Genomic DNA, 20163 nt, shown 5'->3' with positions numbered 1-20163 from the left:
TTAAAATTTTAAAAATATATACATAGTTATTGAGCTTAAAATAAATAATATTATTTTCTATTTTGTTTTTTTATTTAACCTTCTAAGCTAATTTTTAATAATAAATTATTGGACTTTTATTTATAGTAAATTTTGTTATATGTAACAATTTAGAGTTGAAAACATACAATACTTTGTATATTTTACTTTTAATTTGAATAACATTTTTTTGTAGTTAATACAATGGATAATAAACAAAAAACTCTACTTTTTAAAGTAGAGTTTTTTACAAAATTTAATTTCATTTATGAAGTTTTATTTTTTTAGATTCTAAAGTTTTTTTCAGATTATCTAAGTTAATATCTTTAATCATAGAAATTTCTTTTAATTCATATTCAATTTTTTTCATGGAGTCTTGTTGTTCAAAGAAATTTTCATATGTTTTTTCAACTACTTTTTCTTTATCTTTTTCCTTAATTAATTTAATGAATTTTAGCATTAACATTGTTGAAGCATAATACATAACAGCTATTGCAAATCATTTTAAGTATCAAGTAAATGTTGACATTTCAAGACCAGCACCTCCCTGAATACCTACAAATACTGTACAAAATGCTACAATTGTACCAATAACTCCCCCTAACATTAATCCATAACTTACTTTTGGACAATAATCATTATTTTTGTGGAAAGTTCATGCAGTTGTTGGAATTGAAAAACCAGCAGCACAAGTCATAATTGGAAAAGCAGCTGCAATATTCATTCCTAATAAAGAAATTATTGCTAAAGCTGGAGCATAAAGACCTACACCAAAACTTTGAAGTCCCCCAATTACAAAGAAACTAATAGCTCCTACATAAATTTTTCAACCTTCCAACCCATTTGGTAAATCTTTTGAACCTTCAACATTTCCAATAACTTTAAGTTGAGCTAACATCATCAATAATCCTGCAATGGCAAGACATATTGACACGAAAATTGCAACAAAAGCTTTATTAACTTTATTAACAAGTTTTGCTCCTACAAATGCTCCAAACATTGCAGCAATTATTAAAGATATTAAAGTTGCTAGTTCAACTTCAATTGCACTTACAAATAAAGTTCCTGCAAATAGATTTGGAATTGCAAGACCCATATTTAAAGTACCTGGAAGTTTTTTAATATCTTTTACAGAATCAGTTGCATTTAAAAGAGCAACTGTTACTGCAAAACTTCCAACACCAATAGTATCTGTAAAACTTCCAACACCTCCAATTGTTGAAACTACAAATAAATTTTCTTGTTTATCTAAAAATAATCTTTTGATCGTAAATATCGACATAAATGCAAGAAAACCTAATATTAAAAGACAACCTATTATTACTGTTATAAAAGCCACTAAATGATTTGAATCTTTAAAGTCAAACTCTTTACCATTATTTGCTTTTTCAAAATAATATAAATAATTTAACAATAAAGCAGATAAAAGAAATAAAGGTACCATAATTATTCCTATTAATTTAATTACTTTGGAAGAAATATTTTTTTTATAAGTAGCATAATTATTTTTAACTAATTTAATTTTTTGCTTTCTTTCAGAATCCAATATTATTTCTTTTTTAATCTCATCAATTTCATCTTCATATTGTTTTTTTAGCTGTACATAATCTATTTTATCTTTTAACTCATTTCCTTTATTAAAAGCATCAAGAGATAATGAATAAGTATAATCTAAAATTATATTAATTTTATCATTGTAGTTTTTAACTACTTCTTTTAATTTGGCTTTAATTGATAGATACTCTTCTTTTGAAATTACTTTTTTAATATATCTTTCTCTTAAATATTTTAATTCACACTTGTAGAAATAATTAATATTGTTTTTGATTTCACTGTATTTATACAAAGTATCAGTATTCTTATTTAAATATAATTCATTTTCTTGAACAAACCCTAAGGCTTCTTCTTGTCTCAATTGATTATTTAAAAGCTATTGCTTCTATTTCAACTAAACCATTTTTTGGTAGTTCTTTAACCGCAAAAGTACTTCTTGCTGGTTTATGCTGCTCAAAAAATGAATTATAAATTTCATTAACAGTATTAAAATCATTAATATCTTTTAATAAAATAGTAACTTTTGCTATATTATTTTTTTTATATCCTGCTTCATTTAAAATATTTTCTATATTTTTAAGTGATTGTATAGTTTGTTCATTAATATTTTGTTTTAATTCCATAGTTTGTGGATCTAATCCTAATTGTCCTGAAACAAATAATGTTCCATTGTCTAGAAGAACAGCTTGAGAATAAGGACCAATTGCTTTTGGAGCTTTATCAGTTTTTATATATTTCATTTTATTTAATTATCTCCTCAATATATTTTTTGTCCATTATTTCATATCCCATTTCTTCTAAATCCTCAACTATTAGTTTTAATTCTTCTTTTGTATTAATATCACAAACAACTTTAATAATTTCTCTGTTAATTTCTAATTTATTGTCATTTTGTGAGTCACTTATTCTATGTATTTGCACAAATCTTTTTGCAAATACATTTGTAATTTTTAATAAATGATCTTTTGAAATAGGAGCATTTATTTTTAAAATTACTCTTCTGTGTTGAGCAATTAAAGCTCTATTTGCTATGTTAATAAATGATGTAACGTCAATATTTCCACCAGTTAAAAGACAAACAACTTTTTTATTTGTAATGTTTAATTTATTAAATAATACAGCTGCACATGTAACTGCTCCTGCACCTTCTGCTACAACTTTACAATTTTCAAATAAAAATAAAATAGTTTCTGCAACTTCTTGTTCAGAAACTAGTACAACATCATCTACATATCTATTTAATAGATTAAAAGTAATGTCCCCAGTTTCTTTTACTGCAATTCCATCTGCAATGGATAACTTACTTGCCACAGTATGTGGTTTTCCTGTTTTTCTTGCTTCAAAATACGAAGGTACATTTTCAGACTCTACTCCAATTAATTTACAATTTGGATTAACTTGTTTGATATATGTTGCTATTCCAGAAAGAATTCCTCCTCCTCCAACTGGAACTAGAACATAATCAACATCTTTTACTTGCTCTAAAATTTCAATTCCTAAGGTTCCTTGTCCCATAATAACATCTAAATCATTAAATGCGTGAACTAAGGTTTTTTTGGTTTCTTTTACAATTTCTGATGCTTTTGCTTGAGCGTCATCAAAAAAATTACCATGTAATATTACATCTACTCCATAATTTTTTGTTGCATTGATTTTTGCAAGTGGAGCTGTTTCAGGCATAACAATTGTTGCTGGACAATTTAACAAGTTAGATGCATAAGCAACTCCTTGTGAGTGATTCCCTGCACTTGCAGCTACAACTCCTTTTTTTAATTCTTCTTTACTAATTGACATCATTTTTGATAGGGCTCCTCTTATTTTAAAAGAACCTGCTTTTTGTAAATTCTCTAATTTTACATATACTTGATTACCACTAATCATACTTAATTTATTTGCATATATCATAGGGGTTATGTTTATATGTTGTTTAATTTGTTCATATCTTTCTTCAATTTTTTCTTTTGGTAAATTATATTTTTCCATATATAAGATTCCTTTCTTTCGAAATAGAAAATTTTCTATTTCACCTTTATATTAGTAAAAAAAAAAAAAAAAATCTTTATATTTTGAAAAAATAAAAACTCTTTTATTAAAAGAAAACATTTTTAGTGTTTAAACTATAATGTACTAAAAAACTCTTTAAAATAATTCAATACTAAATTAATATCTAAATTTTTAGGTTTTAACTTATTTGAATCATTTAAACACATAAATTTTTCTTTGTATCATTTTAATAAACTATTATATTGAGTTAAAGTAAATTTTTTATTTTTTAAACTACTATTTTGAAAATATTGTATAGATATATCAAATCATTTTAACTTTGTATTGTAAGGTTCAAAGTCTTTTAACTCTCATTGAATAATACATTCAAGAATTAAAAGATAATCAGTTTTTTCCTCTGTAAAAGTAGTATTTAAAGCATAATTTGAGTGAAATGTGTTTATATAATGATTTCTTTTTAACATTTCTTGATTCCATTTAAATACTAGTAAATTAAAATAATTTCTTCCCATATCCAAAAATGGTTGCATTGCTTTATTTTTCAAATTTAAATTTAAACAATAATCATGCATTCCAAACTCTTTTCTTAAAGCAGTTAAAGATAAATCTGGTGCATATTCATAAAGTTCATAAGGTATTATTCTCATATAATTTAACTTCTTTCATATTTTATTTATTTAAAAAACATCATAATATTAGCTTTGTTAGAACTTTAGATATTCAAGTTATATTTTGTATAATAACAAAAATAATAATAAATTCAATTTTTCTTTGCAAATTAAATTATTTGAGATTTAAAAATAAAAAAAACTTTTAAATAAAATTATTTAAAAGTTCTAAATACTAATTATTTTTTAATTAAAAGATCTAATTTTTCATTAATTTCTTTTAAAAGTTCTAATAATGGCTTTTCAAAGTTATCAATTCTTCCTGAATTTCCACCTTGTCCACCAGATCTTCCACCATTGTCTCTACCACGGCCACCAAATCTTCCGCCACGATCTCCACCATGACCAGATCCACCAGATCTTCCACTATCTCTTGATCCATTTTCATTTCTTGAACGTCTAAAGTTATCTCTATTGTTATCGAATCCCATTGTTTCTACTGCCTTTCTATATAAGTCTTTTAAAGGCAATAATTTATACGCTATCAAAAGATGTGTCTAACACTCTTATATTATATAGTAATATTTAAAATTAAAATTACTTATTTATTTATTTTTTGATAAAAATCCTTAGTAATAACTTTATTATTTATGAAGTTATATAAAAAACTAAATGCTACAAGTAATCCTGCTATTGCAAAAAATGCAATAAAGAATCATCCATATCCAGGAATACCTCCTGGCCCAACGTGATGAACATCTAAGAAGAAATAAGGATAAAGTAGATTTCTTACACCCTCTTTAAAATATAAGTCAGAAGAACTGTTATATCTTAACTCTCCTCTAATCATGGCAAAGATGCAATAAGTTAAAACCATCATAAATTGGATTCAGAATTTTTTAAAGAAAAATTCTTTTAAATTAACTTGTTCTTTATTTCTCATAAATAAATTTACATAAAGAATAAATGCAATTGGAACTATTGCATGATCAATTAAAGTAACAAAAATTGAAAATGGATGAGTTGGAAAACCATCAACTGGAATTAAAATACCATTATAAACGATCAAAGTAATAGTAATCATAGTTACAAGTGAATTTGCAGTTGTATAACTTAATAATTTAGTTTTTCCTTCATTTTTGTGATTAATTGCTGCATATAAAAATCAAGCTTGAACAAAAACATTTGATAATAAAGTAAAAGTTGTAAAATAATCTATTGTGTATACTTCATAATTTCCACTATATGTACTATTAATTTCATTTCCTGTTGCTATATTTCAAATATAGTAAGAAAAAATAGTAAAAAATGATAATAGTCCAAAAAAGTACTTATATGTCAATTGAAAATTGAAAGATTTCATTTTTTCACCCCCTTATTTCATTATCATATAGATATAAAAATATTTTATCTACAAAAATCCTTTTATAATTGTAAAATAATTTTATATTTTATCTAGAAATTATATACTATTATTATTTTTAAACAAAAAAACTGAGATTTAATTATTTAAATTTCAGTTTAATAAGTTCAGAGAGATATATTCCAGATTTTTTAATAGCTGTGGTTTTTGTTTCTAAATTATATTCGACAATACCATATCTATTTTTAAAAGCATTTGTTCAACTTCAACAATCTATAAAAGTTCACAATGAATAGCCAAAGCAATTTGAACCTTCATCAATTGCTTTTTTTAAAAATTGCAAATGTTCTTCAATAAATTCAATTCTATAATTATCATTTATAATTCAATCAACTTTAAATTTTTCTTCATTTTCTACACCCATACCATTTTCACTTATCATTCAAGGAAAATTGTCATATTCATTTTTAATTAGCATAGCCAAATCATAAAGTCCATCAGGATATATTTCTCATCCTCGATATGGATTGATTCTTCTCTCTGGTCATTCATAATAATCATAAAATGATCAAGGCATAATTTTTTCTTCTTGATTTTTACTTTCTTTAGTTTTAACTCTTGAAGGTTGATAGTAATTCAAAGCAATATAGTCAATCTTTGCCTTTTTTATTTCTTCCAATTCTTCTAAGAAATATTGAGGAGTTAAATCATATTGTTTTAAAAAATCTTGCAATTCTTTAGTTCATATACCTTTTAAAATTAAATTTAACTGACCATAAACAAATATCATATTTCTAAATTCAGCTGCTTTTAAATCTGCTTTATCTTGTGATTTTGGATATGCAGGATTGACACTTATAATTATTGTAATTTTTTTATTTGGATAAATTGTTTTAAAGTAATTAACAACTTTAGAGTGAGCAACTATTAAATTAAAATAAACTTGAATAGATCTTTTAAAATCTTGTACTTTTGGAAAATGAAATCCATATAAATATTGACATTCAACATTTGCAGAAGGTTCGTTAAATGTTGCTCATTCATCAACAATTTCTCCAAACAATTCAAAACACTTTTTAGCATAATTTAAATAAAGTTCAATTGTTTTTTTATTTTCTCATCCTCCTTTTTTAAAAATTTCATAAGGTATATCAAAATGGTGAAGATTTACAATTAACTTAATTTTTCTTTTTTTAATTTCTTTAAAATAATTTAAATAAAACTCATAAGCATCATCATTTACTGTACACTGTTCAAAGTTATCTATCAATCTTGATCATTGAATAGAAGTTCTGTAAGTTTCTAAACCTATTTGATCTAATCATTTTAACTTTTCTTTATAAGTATCATAAAATTCACAAGTCAAAGCAGGTCCTTGTTGATTAAAAAAATCTTGTGGACTACTTTTAAATCAATAATCCATTGTATTTTCATGAGTTTTATTTTTATTACCTTCTGTTTGAGGACCTGAAAGAGAAACTCCAAACTCAAAATTTTTATCAAATTTAATCATATATTATTTCACTTTTTAACCTTCTAAATTATTTTTTAAATATTCAACTACACCAATTATTCCTGCATCATTTTGAAGTTTTGCAAGTCTTAAATCTAATGCTTCTCAATAAGGTTTTAAGATTTTACTTTTAATTTGTTTTTCTATTATTTTTAAAATATAGTCTCCCAGTTTTGAAACTCCCCCACCAATTACTATTACATCAAAATCAAACATATGTATCATAGTTGCCATATGATCAGTCAATGGCAAAAGATTTTCATAAAAAATATCATAAATTTGTTGATTGTCACTCAATATTTCATTTTTTAGATCTTTTATTGAGACTTTTTCTTTTTTTAACAATTCACTATCTTTTAATCTTAATTCATTTTTTCTTTCATTTAAAATTCTTTCAATGTTTTGAGCTCCAGATACTGCTTCAACACATCCTCCCTGACCACATTTACAATCTTTTTTATTTTGAAAACTTCCCCCATGAACTTCCCCAACCATTCCAGTATTATTGCCTAAATATAGTTGTTTATTTATAATTGTTCCTGAACCAATTCCAGTACCAATTGTGTACATTAAAACATTTGGTTTTTTCATTTTTAAACCATGTACGTATTCTCCATAAACTGCTGCTTTAGCATCATTTAAAATTGCTATTTTTTTATTTTTAAATATTTCTTTAGCTTCTTGTAATGCAGGATAATTATCTCATCCTAAATTGACAGATGTTGCATTTCCGGTTTTAAAAATTATTCCAGGTATGGTTAAAGAAATTGATAAAACATCATCATAATTTATGTTTTCTTTTTCTAAACTAATATTAATTTGCTCAAAGATAAACTCAATAATATCTTTTTTAGGTGTATCTAATTTATTTTTATAAATAATTTCATTTTCTTTTATAAATGCATATTTGATATGGGTGCCTCCAATATCTACTCCTACTCTTATCTCATTCATAAAACTTCTCCTTCTTATATGACTATTTTAACTAAAATAATTCTGTTAGTTTAAAAATAATTAAATATGGAGCATTATTCCAAAATAAATTCAAAAAGTATTTATTTCATGATTTTTAAAGGTAGTTATAAAAATTTTAATTAAATAAAAAATACTGATATTTTTTAAAATATCAGTATTAAGAAAATAAATTTTCACTATTTAGCTCCTGAGAACTTATTGCAAAGCCTTTATCTTTTCTTTCAACTTCAACTTTAAAAGTGCCTAAATGATTTTTACATATTTCCAAAGTTTTGTTTAAAATAATTTCTTCATTTTTTTCAACAATTTCAACTATTGACAAAGAGTATATTCCAAAGATATTTTGCAGTATACTACATATTTCATCTAATTTTGATTGTTTTTTTATTTCTACTGGAAATTCTGTCTTTCCAGCTTTAACATTTTCTAATAGTTCTTTTATAACCATTTTATTTGTTTATCAGATGCTAAAGTTAAACTTTTAATTCCATCCCCTTTATTAGTTTTACATGATATAACTGTTGATGATGTAGTTGCAACTAAGCTAGTTACAGCAAAAATACTTAATAATTTTTTTAATTCTTATTCTCCCCTTATTTTTATAAACTTTAAAATACCTAAAATTATACAAATATTTTAGAAAAAAATGGAAAAAGCAAAAGATTTTTTCCATTTTTTAGTGTTTAAATTAATATTTTTTTATATTTTAAAAACATCTTTCATAATTACTTTAACTTAATATTTAATTCTTCTAATTGTTGATTTGCAACTATATCTGGAGCATTTGTCATTGGATCAATTCCTGATGAGTTTTTTGGAAATGCAATAACTTCTCTAATATTTTCTGAGCCAGTTAATATCATACAAATTCTGTCTAAACCAAGAGCACAACCTGCATGATATGGAGCACCGTATTTATAAGCATTAACAAATCATCCAAAATTTGTTTCAATTTGTTCTTTTGATAAACCAACGGCATCAAACATTCTTTTTTGTAATAAAGAGTCTGTAATTCTTTGACTTCCTCCACCAATTTCAAAACCATTTAAAACAATATCATATGCTTTTGCCAATGCATCTTGTTTATTAGAATCAAAATTATTTAGTGATTTATCTGCTGGCATAGTAAATGGATGGTGGGCTGCAACATATCTATTTTCTTCTTCTGAAAATTCAAATAAAGGAAAATCAACTATTCAAACTAATTTCATTTCTTCGCAATTCAATAAGTTTAAAATCTTTGCAATTCTATTTCTAATTGATCCCATAGCTTGACTTGCTTTATAATATTCTTCAACTACAAATAGAATTGTTGAAGAAGTTTTAATATTAAATTCCTTAATTAGTTTTACTTTTTCTTCATCAGATAGTTTTGAACCAATTGATCCTGTTCATTCATTAGAATCATATTTTGCAAATGCTAAAATATTGACACTATTTTGTTTTGCAACTTCACTCAAGTCCTCTAACTGTTTTTTATTCAATAAAGAATCAACACAAATTGCTCTAATTGATTTATTTTCTAGATTAGAAAACAAAGGTATTTGAGTAGATTTAAAAATATCATTTAATGTATGAATTTCAAAACCAAATCTTAAATCTGGTTTATCATTTCCATATTTGTCCATTGACTCATGTCAAGTAATTTTTTGAATTGGTTCTTTAATATCAATTCCTTTAATTTCTAAAATTACTTTTTTAACTAAAGCTTCAATTGTTTGCATAACATCATTTGCATCTGCAAATGACATTTCCATATCTAATTGCGTAAATTCTGGTTGTCTATCAATTCTTAAATCTTCATCTCTAAAACATTTAACAATTTGGAAATATCTATCTAAACCAGCTATCATAAATAATTGCTTATATAATTGAGGTGATTGAGGTAAAGCATAAAATTTTCCTTGATTTAATCTTGAAGGAACTAAAAAGTCTCTTGCCCCTTCTGGTGTTGATTTACCAAAAATTGGAGTTTCTATTTCAATAAAGTCTTTTTCAATAAAAAAGTTTCTTATTGTATGATTCATTTTACTTCTTACAAGTAAATTATTTTGCATTTCAGCTCTTCTTAAGTCTAAATATCTATAAGTCAATCTTGTATCTTCTTGAGACTTAATTCCATCTTTTATTTCAAAAGGAGTCAATTCAGATTTATTAATTAAAATTATTTTACTTACTTTAATTTCAATTTCTCCAGTTTTAAGTTCTAAGTTTTTAGATTTTCTTTCAATAACTTTTCCTTCAACTTCTAAAACATATTCTGATTTAACATTTTCTAAACTAATTGATTCATCAATTACTAATTGAGTTATTCCATATCTGTCTCTTAAATCAATGAAATTCATTGCTCCCATTTTTCTAACTTTTGTAACTCAACCTTGTAAAATTACATTTTGATTGACATTTTTTAAACTAAGTTCACCACATGTATGTGTACGTTTCATTTTCTATTCTCCCATTATTGTATCTACGATTTTATCAAAAGTTACTTTTTTCTCTTCTTTTGTTATTTGATTTTTTATAATAACAACATTTTCTTTTAATTCATTGTCTCCAATAATAATGATATTTTTTGCATTTAGTTTTTCAGATTGTTTAAAAGCAGATTTCATACTTCTGCTCATAAAATCAAAATCAGCTTTTAATCCTGACTTTCTTAGCGCTAAAAGTAAGATATTTGAAAACTGCTTTGCTTTTTCACTCAATCCTATAATATATGCATCTAAACTAACTGGTTGAGAAATATAAATTTCTTCTTCTTGAAGTGCTATTAAAATTCGCTCCATTCCAAGTCCAAAACCAGCTGCAGATAAATCAACATTTCCAAGTTGATTTACAAGCTCATCATATCTTCCCCCACCAAGTAATGTTGATCCATTTTTATCTTTTACTTCATAAACAAAACCAGTATAATAATCTAATCCTCTAACAAGTAATTTATCTATAATTGGTTTGATACCAATATTTTTTAAATTTAATATTAAATTTTCAAAGTATTTTTTATCTTGATCTGATAAATAATCTTTCATATCAATAACATCATTAAATTGTTTTGAATCAATTTTACAATCTAACACTCTTAAAGGATTTACTTCCATTCTTTTTTTGCAATCATCACAAAGTTTTTTTGGTTTTAAATATTTTTTTAAATCTTCAATATATTTTTTTCTTTGTTCACCATTAACTAAATAATTTAAGTGTATTGTGTGATTGTCTAATCCTATTGTATTTAAAATAGTAGAAGATAGACAAATAATTTCACTGTCAATTTCAGCTGTTTTTGGTCCAAAAACTTCAACTCCAAATTGATTAAATTGTCTATTTCTTCCTGCTTGAGGTCTTTCATATCTGAACATTGAACCAAAATAAAATAATTTTAAAGGTAAGTTTTCATTAATATACATTTTATTTTCTAAAATTGCTCTAACTGTTGGAGCAGTTCCTTCAGGTCTTAAAGTTAATTCTCTATCTTTTCTATCTTTAAAAGTATACATCTCTTTAGAAACAATATCTGTTTCTTGTCCCACACCTCTTTTAAAAAGTTCTAAACTTTCAAAAATTGGAGTTTTAATTTCATTATAGTTAAATGAATCAACTATTTGTCTAATAATTACTTCTAAAGCAAAGTATTCTCTTACTTTTAAATCAACTAAATCCTCTGTTCCTCTTGGTTTTTGTATCATTTTTTTCACCTCTAACCATAATATTTTACACTTTTTTTTAATTGGAATAAATAAAAGCCCAAGATTACTTTTTTAATAAATAGACTAATAAAAAAGGTTAAAACTAACTTAAAATAGTTTCAACCTTTTATCCAATAAAATATTTTAAACAAAATCTATTTTTATATAAATTTTATCATTACGCTCTCACTTTTCATTATTTGAACCAATTATTCTGTAACCACCATTATAATGTTTTTCCGTAGTTTTATCATTATCATCTCAATCAGAAATAATTTTATAATTTTTAAAAGCAGAGTTTTCAATTTCCTTATATTTTAAATAATGGTTTCTAACTTTCTTATTATAAAATGAACTCATTGCTGTTTCAATTTGATACTTTTCACCATTATCCTTTTCAATAAGATCTGTAAACTCAAATTTAGCATTTTGAATTCTTAAATTTAAATGTTGATTATCTTTTTGACTAACAATAGAGTTTTTTTCATTAATAATTTCTTCTACTTTTAAATCTGGAGATTTAAATTGTTCTTTATTTTCTTCAAAAAATTCTTTTATTCATTTACTTAAATTAGTTGTTACATATCCAACAAAATAGTCAACATAAAATGAAGATAAACCTAAATACATTTCTTTTCCACTATTTGTTTTAACTTGAACTACATCACTTGATCAAAATTTTGAACATTTGAATACTTGCTCTGCTGTTGGTGATGAAAGTCCAAAATATATTGAAAAAGCATTTTTTCCTCTTAATTTTGATTGCACATCATTTGTCATTTCTGAACCATAAACAGAAACTAAGTTATCCATATCTTTAGAAAGAGTTTCTTCTACTTCTTCTTGACTTTTTCCAATGTAAAATGCAGACATTAATTCAATTCCAAATGGCTTTTCATAACTTACATCAGTTGGCAATAAACTATTATAAAAATAATTTATTTTACTATTTTCTACATTATCTTTTGTAATAACTCTTTCATATTTATTTCCATTTTCACTACCAAATCATATTTCAAAATGATTATCTTTTGAAATCATTTTTATATCTCCATTATCCATTTCTTCAAATTCTAAATTTCCTAGTCTTTGAAGAATATCTTCATCAGATCATTTTGTTTTATTTTACTTTGGTGGAGTAACTGGATCTTTACAAGATACAACTGTAACTGAAGTTGAACCTACCAAACTTAAAGATCCAAGCACTGTTAATAATTTTTTCATATTTATTATCTCCTTTCATTTTTTTCTTTTTACAAAAAAGTTAACATATTTTGTTAACTTTTTTAGCTATTAAGTTTATTAAATAAGATCTATTTTTATATAAATTTTGCTATTGTATTCTCATTTTTCATTATTTGGACCCATTATTTCATACCCACCATTATAATGTTTTTCCTTATCCTTATTTATATCATTATCATCTCATGTAGAATTGAATACATAATCTTTAAAAGAAGAGTTATCAATTTTTTTATATTTAAAGTTTTGTTCTGTTACTTTTTTATCAAAAAACGATTCCATTATTCCCCTAATTCATCTTTTTTCACCATTTACATTTTGAATAATATCAGTAAATTTAAAATTTGCATTTAAAATTCTTAAATTTAAATGTTGATTATCTTTTTGACTAACAATAGAGCTTTTTTCATTAATAATTTCTTCCACTTTTAAATCTGGAGATTTTAATAATTCCTTATTTTCTTCAAAGAATTCTTTTATTCACTTACTTAAATTAGTTGTTACATATCCAATAAAATAATCAACATAAAATGAAGATAAGCCTAAATATATTTCTTTTCCTTTATTTGTTTTAACTTTAATTACATCACTTGATCAAAAATTTGAACACTTAAATACTTGTTTTTCTACTAGAAATAAAAGTCCAAAATATATTGAAAAAGCATTTTTCCCTCTTAATTTTCATTGCATATCATTTGTCATTTCTGAACCATAAACAGAAAGTAAATTATCTATATCGTTAGAACGAGCTTTTTTTACTTCTTCTTGATTTTTTCCAATGTAAAATGAAGACATTAATTCAATACCAAATGGTTTTTCATAACTTACATCAGTTGGCAATAAACTATTATAAAAGTAATTTATTTTACTATTTTCTACATTATCTTTTGTAATAACTCTTTCATATTTATTTCCATTTTCACTACCAGATCATATTTCAAAATGATTATCTTTTGAAATCATTTTTATATCTCCGTTATTCATTTCTTCAAATTTCAAATTTCCTAGTCTTTGAAGAATATCTTCATCAGATCATTTTGTTTTATTTTCCTTTGGTGGAGTAACTGGATCTTTACAAGATACGACTGTAACTGAAGTTGAACCTACCAAACTTAAAGATCCAAGTACTGTTAATAATTTTTTCATATTTATTATCTCCTTTCATTTTTTTCTTTTTACAAAAAAGTTAACATATTTTGTTAACTTTTTTAGCTATTAAGTTTATTAAACAAGATCTATTTTTATATAAATTTTATTATTATATTCTAACGTATTATTAGTTGATTTTTTTATTTGAAAACCACTATTATAATGAGTTTCATAATTATTATTACTTGGATCTTCAGGATCTGAGGTAGGAGAAAAAATATATGAACTATAAATTAATTCTCCTTTTTCTCTATATTTAGAAATATGCTTGTTAACTTTTGATTCTAAAAAAGTATCTAGTGAACCAGAAATACTTCAATTATTGACATTTTCATATATAATTTTATCTAAAAATTTAAATGTTGAATTAGCAACTTTTAACTTTAAATGCTGTTTACTACTATCTTTAATAACAGATTCTTTTTCATTAATAATTTCTTCTATTTTTAAATCTGGAGATTTTAATTGGTCTTTATATTCCTCAAAAAACTCTTTAACTCAACTTGATAAATTACTTGTTATATATCCAATAAAAAAGTCTACATAAAATGAAGATAAACCTATATAAAATTCATTTCCATTATTTGTTTTAATTTTAACTACATCGTTTAATCAAAAATTTGTACACTTAAATATATTTTCTAATGCTGTATCTCCAAAATATATTGAAAAAGCATTTTTTCCTCTTAATTTTCATTGCATATCATTTGCTATTTCTGAACCATAAACAGAAACAAAATTATCTATATCTTTAGAACGAGCTTTTTTTACTTCTTCTTGATTTTTTCCAATGTAAAATGAAGACATTAATTCAATTCCAAATGGTTTTTCATAACTTACATCGGTTGGCAATAAACTATTATAAAAATAATTTATTTTACTATTTTCTACATTATCTTTTGTAATAACTCTTTCATATTTATTTCCATTTTCACTACCAGATCATATTTCAAAATGATTATCTTTTGAAATCATTTTTATATCTCCGTTATTCATTTCTTCAAATTCCAAATTTCCTAGTCTTTGAAGAATATCTTCATCAGATCATTTTGTTTTATTTTCCTTTGGTGGAGTAACTGGATCTTTACAAGATACGACTGTAACTGAAGTTGAACCTACCAAACTTAAAGATCCAAGCACTGTTAATAATTTTTTCATATTTATTATCTCCCTACTATAATATCATTATAGATTTTTTCTGCCAAAATTCTAGTATTTGTTTTAGAATTTCACTCATAATTAACTAATTTATTATTTATAGTTGTTGAATATATTTTATAAATAATAAACTCTTCAGAAATTGAATTTATTAAAGATGATTGATTTTTATAAATTTCTAAAGCACTTTGATAATCTTTATAATATACTCATTTACCTGTATTTAATTTAAATTAAATACAGTATATCTTCCATCACTAATTAGATTTTCTCAAGGTTTTTCTTGGTCTTTTAAATTAATAGATTCATTTTTATGAATATATTTATAACTTAATTCTATTTGTTTTTTTAATTCAGTAATAACTTCATTTTCATTTTTTCTTGAAAAAAACAGTTTTCCATTTATATCATAAACTTCATAACCTTTTCTTAAAATTTGTAAAGAGTTTTGAAACATTATTTCTTTTGCTGCATTAGGATTTGAAGCCATATTTTCTTTTAATTGATCTGAATATTGAGTAATATCTTTATTTTTATTATTATCAACATAATACATTTTTTGAATTTTTATTTCATTATTATTTTTATCATTTTCTAAGAAATAGAAATTATTTTTTCAATTATTAAAGGTTGTTGTAAACTCAACATTTCCAATATTTAAAGTTAAATTTTTATTTTTATTTTCTATTGGTTTTAATATTTGACTTTGAAAAAACAATTGACTTTCATGAAATGAATACTGATATTTAGTTTCTTTATTATCTAATGTAGAGCCATACATTCAATCATCAAATATTGGTGAATAAGAATGCTCATTAAAGACAAAAATAAAAAAAATTAGATTGCTAAACATAATAATAATTTTATTAAATATTATACTTATAGACGAAATCAATAAAAAACAAATTGGTATATATAAAATTAATATTAATTCTTTTATAATAAATATTTTAAATATAAAACCACTATTTTTTAAACCGATTACTCAAAAGTGAAAAAGAGCAAATAATAGTTGCATAGAGGTTGTAATTATTAATAAAATAATAACAGAACTCAAAAATCACAAAATAATATATTTCATAATATATAAATTCCTATAGGCATCTCTTTCAAAGAAATAATTAATTATTTTTATTTTTTTTAAATAATTAACTAATCAAAAAGATAAAAAAGGAATTATACAAAAATATAGAAATCAATCAACATAATTAAACAGAACATTAAGAAAAATCAGTTTACTACTATCTTCTGTCTTATTAAAATTAAAAGATAAATTTGCCTTATATGTAAAAAAAGCTATATTAAATATTAAAAAATAAATCAATGTTAATATCAAAATTAATATTCAAGATTTTAAATTTTTAACATTATCTTTTAAAAAATCTAAACTAATTTGCACTTTTTCACCTGCTATCTCAAATTATATTTATTAAATATTAATAAACTCATTTCCAAAATTAGTAAATATATATAAAAATAAATATTATTTTAAGCATTTTAAAAAACTTTTATTTCTTTTTTTGATATATTTTAACTGTTTTTTTATAACTTCTTGAAATTTTCTCCTTCTTTCTTTACTTTCTTTTCCTATCAAAAATTATTTTATCAAACAAATAAGTGTTTTCTAATAAATTTTTAATTTTTTTATAAATAAGTTAGTCCAAAATATATAAATTAAGTAAAGACTTTTAAAAATTGAGAGACTTAATAAATAAAATTAAATCTTTCATAAATAAAAATAATGTATTTCCATTCTGAAAACATCTTAATTTTTTATTAAATTTACTTAAATAGTAAAAATCTTGTTTTTTTATTGTTTAAGTAGGTATTGACATTTTTTATATATTCCTTTATTTAGTTATATACTTTTCTATAAAGATTTAATTTTTAAAATATATTGTATTTAATCTTTATTTTAAAAAAGTAATATAAAAAAATAAACAATATTATAGCCATTTAATAAATAGAAAAATACATTAATTCCTTAATAAATAAAAACTGTAAACAAACTCTTGTTTTTCCTCCTATTAAGTATCTTCATATATTAAATTGAAACAAATAACTCAGTTTTGTTTATATGACATGATTATATTAATATCTAATTTTTTTCTACTCATTTGTGACTTTCATATTATTATCTTCATTTGCTTCTTTAGAAATTGAAAAAGTCAATATTGTAAAAATTATCTTGCTTTCATTTAATATTCAATCTAATAACTCCTTAACAATTGAAACTATGTAAAATTAAGATCTCTTGAATCATTTTGATCTAAGAGAATTGTAATATAAAATATAATTTTTCACTATTTTCTAAATAAAATTGAATATAGCTTTTTTATAAATCTACTATAATATTTTTTTCAACAATTCATTAATGTTTCTCTTTTTCAAATTTCTTCCTTTGTTTTAGCTATGATATTAGCACTTATTTTTAAATTTGTAACTTAACATGAAATATTAGATTTTAAATACTAATAATAATACTCTTGTTATAAATTTTTTCTATCCGTCTTTTCTTTACATTCTGCTCAATTTTTATATTTTATTTTGTCTAATTAAAATTTCTTTTTTAAGAAAAAAAAAAAAAAAACATCAAAATTTGATGTTTTTTAGAAATTATTTACTAGCTTTTCTAGCTTCTTTTTGTTTTTGTTTTTCTTCAACAAGTGCTTGATAAGCTTTTTGTTTTGTAGCTAATTCAGTTTCAAAATCACTGTATTTATTTAATTTAGTATTTAATAAATTTAATTTTACATCTTTATTTTGAATTTTTTCATTAGCTTTTACAGATTCAATTTTTGCTAAAATTGCTTCTTTAACTCCATTTGTTGAGTCAAGAGTTAATTTACCAGTTTTAATATCTGCTGTTCTTCAAATTCCTAAAATCATAGCTGATAAGAAGCTTGCTCCCAACAATATTACAAGTGCTCCTCCAGCTCCTAGAGCAATTGAACCACCAGTCATTGTTGCACTATTTTCTAAATAACTTGAACTTAGTAGTGGGAATACAAATATTCCTCCATGTGATGCAAGTAATTTAATTTTTACTGCCCCAACTAATCCTCCAATTAAAGCTCCTCCAATCATTGCACTTACTGCAACTCTTTTTGGATCTTTAACCATAAATGGAATAGCACCTTCTGATACGAAACATGCTCCCATTAATCAGTTAGCTTTTGCAGCATCTCTATCTTTTGCTGTTCAAGCTTTTGGGAAAATAACTGTTGACATTGCTATCATAATTGGAGGTAACATACCTGCTAACATAGCTGATGCCATAATAATTGTTTGATCAGTATATCCTTGTGAAGAAGCATCACTAACTAATTTTCCTCCAACTGCTAAGTTTCCTAATGAATAAGCAATTTTATTGATTGGTCCACCCATATCAACACACATCATAAATCCAATTAAAATTGATACTAATCATAATAAGTTTAGTTCAGCTAGTTTTTGAATTCCTAAACTAATTCCCCCCATTACATATCCTAATGGAATATTAATAACAAACATTGTTAATGAAATTGACAATAATGACAATACAGGAATAAAGACAATGTCTCTTGCTCCTTGTAATCCTTTAGGGAATTTAGTCATTGCTTTTGATCATCCTACAACTAATAATGCTGCTAAATAACCTCCAACAATAGCTCCAATAAATCCAGATTCTGTTCCTTTTAAACTAGAAGGAAGAAGTCTTCCTCATAGACCATCTCATCCAGACTCATTGCCTGAATATGCAAAGCCCATTATATTTGATGAGAATAATCCTGCTACCATTCCTGGCATTAATCCTTGTGACCCTACTATTGAAAATGCAATAAATGCACCTAATATTGGAACCATCATAGCCATTGATGTTTTACCAATAGCTGCAAATCATCCTGCTGCTGGATTTACAGTTCCAAAATTCCCACCAGCATCACCATTACCAGCTGCAAATTCAATTAAGAAAGCTATTCCTAAAATAATCCCCCCTGCAACAACGAATGGTAGCATTCTTGAAATTCCTCCAAGTAAATTACCTTTTACATCTAAGAATTTTCTCATTGTAAATTCGCTAAACTCTGATGAATCAGATGCAGCTTTTACTTCAGTTAGTCCTTCATTTTTTTGATATTTTTCAATTAATTGATCACCTTTAAAAATTGCTTCTTTTGTATTTGTGTCAATTACTTTTTTCCCATTCAATCTTGAAAGTCCTTCAAGAGCTTTATCATGAGCCAAAATTATAACTTTTGCATTAGCAATATCTTCTTGAGTTAATTTATTTTCAATTCCTCTACGTCCTTGAGTTTCTATTTTAACTGTTAAACCTTTTGCTTTTGCATATTCTTCAAGTTTTTCTTGAGCCATATAAGTATGAGCTATCCCTGTTGGACAAGCAGTAATTCCTATTACATCATAACTTCCTGGCTTTTCAACTTTTTCAACTTTTTTATCTTCTTTTGTTAATGCACTTTGTACATCTTTAATAGATTTTGCATTTCTTAATTTTGCTTGAATATCTGCTTTCATTAAGAAACCAGATAAATCAGCAAGAGCTGTTAAATGTTCATTTCCATCTTTTCCATTTGTCATAATCATAAACACTAAATCAGCTGGTTGATCATCTAATGATTGTCAATCAACTTTATTTTTTAATTTAGCAAATGCAATTGCTGACTTTTGAACTGTAGGATTTAAAACGTGAGGAATAGCAATTCCATCTCCCACACCTGTTGATCCTTCAGATTCTCTTTTGTAAACAGCTTTTTTAAAGTCTTCAACAGATTTTATATATTTTTCTTCTTGAAGTTTATTAGATAAAAATTCAATTACTTCATCTTTTGAATTTAATTCTACATCAAAAAAGCTTATTTGTTTACTAAATAAATCTTTTAATTCCATGTGACC

The 20163-nt window shown here is 24.1% G+C and carries 18 protein-coding genes; all 18 read right to left on the bottom strand.

Translation table 4 applies throughout. From position 1 onward, the window contains the following. Nucleotides 1–274: 274 nt before the first annotated feature. Entirely contained in the window at nucleotides 275–1933 is a 1659-nt protein-coding gene (locus tag SFLOR_RS02360; RefSeq protein ID WP_157806931.1) for a sulfite exporter TauE/SafE family protein, read from the bottom strand. 4 nt (nucleotides 1934–1937) lie between these two features. Beyond that, nucleotides 1938–2312, bottom strand: a complete 375-nt coding sequence (locus SFLOR_RS02355; RefSeq protein WP_100916495.1) for a RidA family protein — start codon at nucleotides 2310–2312, stop codon at nucleotides 1938–1940. A 1-nt stretch (nucleotide 2313) separates the two neighbouring features. Beyond that, a complete protein-coding gene (ilvA, locus tag SFLOR_RS02350) occupies nucleotides 2314–3555 on the bottom strand; it encodes a threonine ammonia-lyase (RefSeq protein WP_100916494.1) in 1242 nt (413 codons plus the stop codon). 134 nt (nucleotides 3556–3689) lie between these two features. Further along, the gene (locus SFLOR_RS02345) at nucleotides 3690–4223 is read right to left on the bottom strand and encodes a hypothetical protein (RefSeq protein ID WP_100916493.1); all 534 of its coding nucleotides are present in this window, start codon (nucleotides 4221–4223) and stop codon (nucleotides 3690–3692) included. Between the two features lie 200 nt (nucleotides 4224–4423). Then, the gene (locus SFLOR_RS05985) at nucleotides 4424–4732 is read right to left on the bottom strand and encodes a hypothetical protein (RefSeq protein ID WP_157806930.1); all 309 of its coding nucleotides are present in this window, start codon (nucleotides 4730–4732) and stop codon (nucleotides 4424–4426) included. A 53-nt stretch (nucleotides 4733–4785) separates the two neighbouring features. Then, nucleotides 4786–5547 (bottom strand): Pr6Pr family membrane protein, encoded by a 762-nt coding sequence (locus SFLOR_RS02335; protein ID WP_100916491.1) that lies wholly within the window; start codon nucleotides 5545–5547, stop codon nucleotides 4786–4788. Between the two features lie 142 nt (nucleotides 5548–5689). After that, nucleotides 5690–7060 (bottom strand): glycoside hydrolase family 1 protein, encoded by a 1371-nt coding sequence (locus SFLOR_RS02330; RefSeq protein ID WP_100916490.1) that lies wholly within the window; start codon nucleotides 7058–7060, stop codon nucleotides 5690–5692. Nucleotides 7061–7075: 15 nt separating this feature from the next. Then, the gene (locus SFLOR_RS02325) at nucleotides 7076–8014 is read right to left on the bottom strand and encodes an ROK family protein (RefSeq protein WP_100916489.1); all 939 of its coding nucleotides are present in this window, start codon (nucleotides 8012–8014) and stop codon (nucleotides 7076–7078) included. A gap of 178 nt (nucleotides 8015–8192) precedes the next feature. Next, nucleotides 8193–8483 carry a THUMP domain-containing protein gene (locus SFLOR_RS02320; protein ID WP_100916488.1) on the bottom strand — a complete coding sequence of 97 codons (291 nt, stop codon included), beginning with the start codon at nucleotides 8481–8483 and terminating at the stop codon, nucleotides 8193–8195. Then, a complete protein-coding gene (locus tag SFLOR_RS06160) occupies nucleotides 8474–8605 on the bottom strand; it encodes a hypothetical protein (RefSeq protein WP_425443403.1) in 132 nt (43 codons plus the stop codon). The genes SFLOR_RS02320 and SFLOR_RS06160 overlap by 10 nt, the downstream gene beginning before the upstream one ends. Nucleotides 8606–8760: 155 nt before the next feature. After that, on the bottom strand, nucleotides 8761–10479 hold the full coding sequence (gene aspS / locus SFLOR_RS02315) for an aspartate--tRNA ligase (RefSeq protein ID WP_100916487.1): 1719 nt from the start codon (nucleotides 10477–10479) through the stop codon (nucleotides 8761–8763). A gap of 3 nt (nucleotides 10480–10482) precedes the next feature. Further along, complete coding sequence (gene hisS / locus SFLOR_RS02310; RefSeq protein WP_100916486.1) at nucleotides 10483–11718, bottom strand: histidine--tRNA ligase; 1236 nt, start codon at nucleotides 11716–11718, stop codon at nucleotides 10483–10485. A gap of 144 nt (nucleotides 11719–11862) precedes the next feature. Then, nucleotides 11863–12759, bottom strand: a complete 897-nt coding sequence (locus SFLOR_RS02305) for a hypothetical protein (protein ID WP_100916485.1) — start codon at nucleotides 12757–12759, stop codon at nucleotides 11863–11865. Nucleotides 12760–12843: 84 nt separating this feature from the next. Beyond that, nucleotides 12844–12942 carry a lipoprotein gene (locus SFLOR_RS05920; RefSeq protein ID WP_169919183.1) on the bottom strand — a complete coding sequence of 33 codons (99 nt, stop codon included), beginning with the start codon at nucleotides 12940–12942 and terminating at the stop codon, nucleotides 12844–12846. Nucleotides 12943–13020: 78 nt separating this feature from the next. Continuing rightward, the gene (locus SFLOR_RS02300) at nucleotides 13021–14106 is read right to left on the bottom strand and encodes a lipoprotein (RefSeq protein ID WP_100916484.1); all 1086 of its coding nucleotides are present in this window, start codon (nucleotides 14104–14106) and stop codon (nucleotides 13021–13023) included. Nucleotides 14107–14184: 78 nt separating this feature from the next. Beyond that, complete coding sequence (locus SFLOR_RS02295) at nucleotides 14185–15267, bottom strand: lipoprotein (RefSeq protein ID WP_100916483.1); 1083 nt, start codon at nucleotides 15265–15267, stop codon at nucleotides 14185–14187. Between the two features lie 223 nt (nucleotides 15268–15490). After that, nucleotides 15491–16120, bottom strand: a complete 630-nt coding sequence (locus tag SFLOR_RS05850) for a hypothetical protein (protein ID WP_157806929.1) — start codon at nucleotides 16118–16120, stop codon at nucleotides 15491–15493. Nucleotides 16121–17883: 1763 nt separating this feature from the next. After that, nucleotides 17884–20157 carry a PTS fructose transporter subunit IIABC gene (locus SFLOR_RS02285; RefSeq protein ID WP_100916481.1) on the bottom strand — a complete coding sequence of 758 codons (2274 nt, stop codon included), beginning with the start codon at nucleotides 20155–20157 and terminating at the stop codon, nucleotides 17884–17886. Nucleotides 20158–20163 lie beyond the last annotated feature (6 nt).

The organism is Spiroplasma floricola 23-6 (genome assembly GCF_002813555.1).
GTDB classification, from domain to species: domain Bacteria; phylum Bacillota_I; class Bacilli_A; order Mycoplasmatales; family Mycoplasmataceae; genus Spiroplasma_A; species Spiroplasma_A floricola.
The sequence above is the reverse complement of the archived record's forward strand: the minus strand, read 5'-3'. Positions and strand labels throughout refer to the sequence as shown.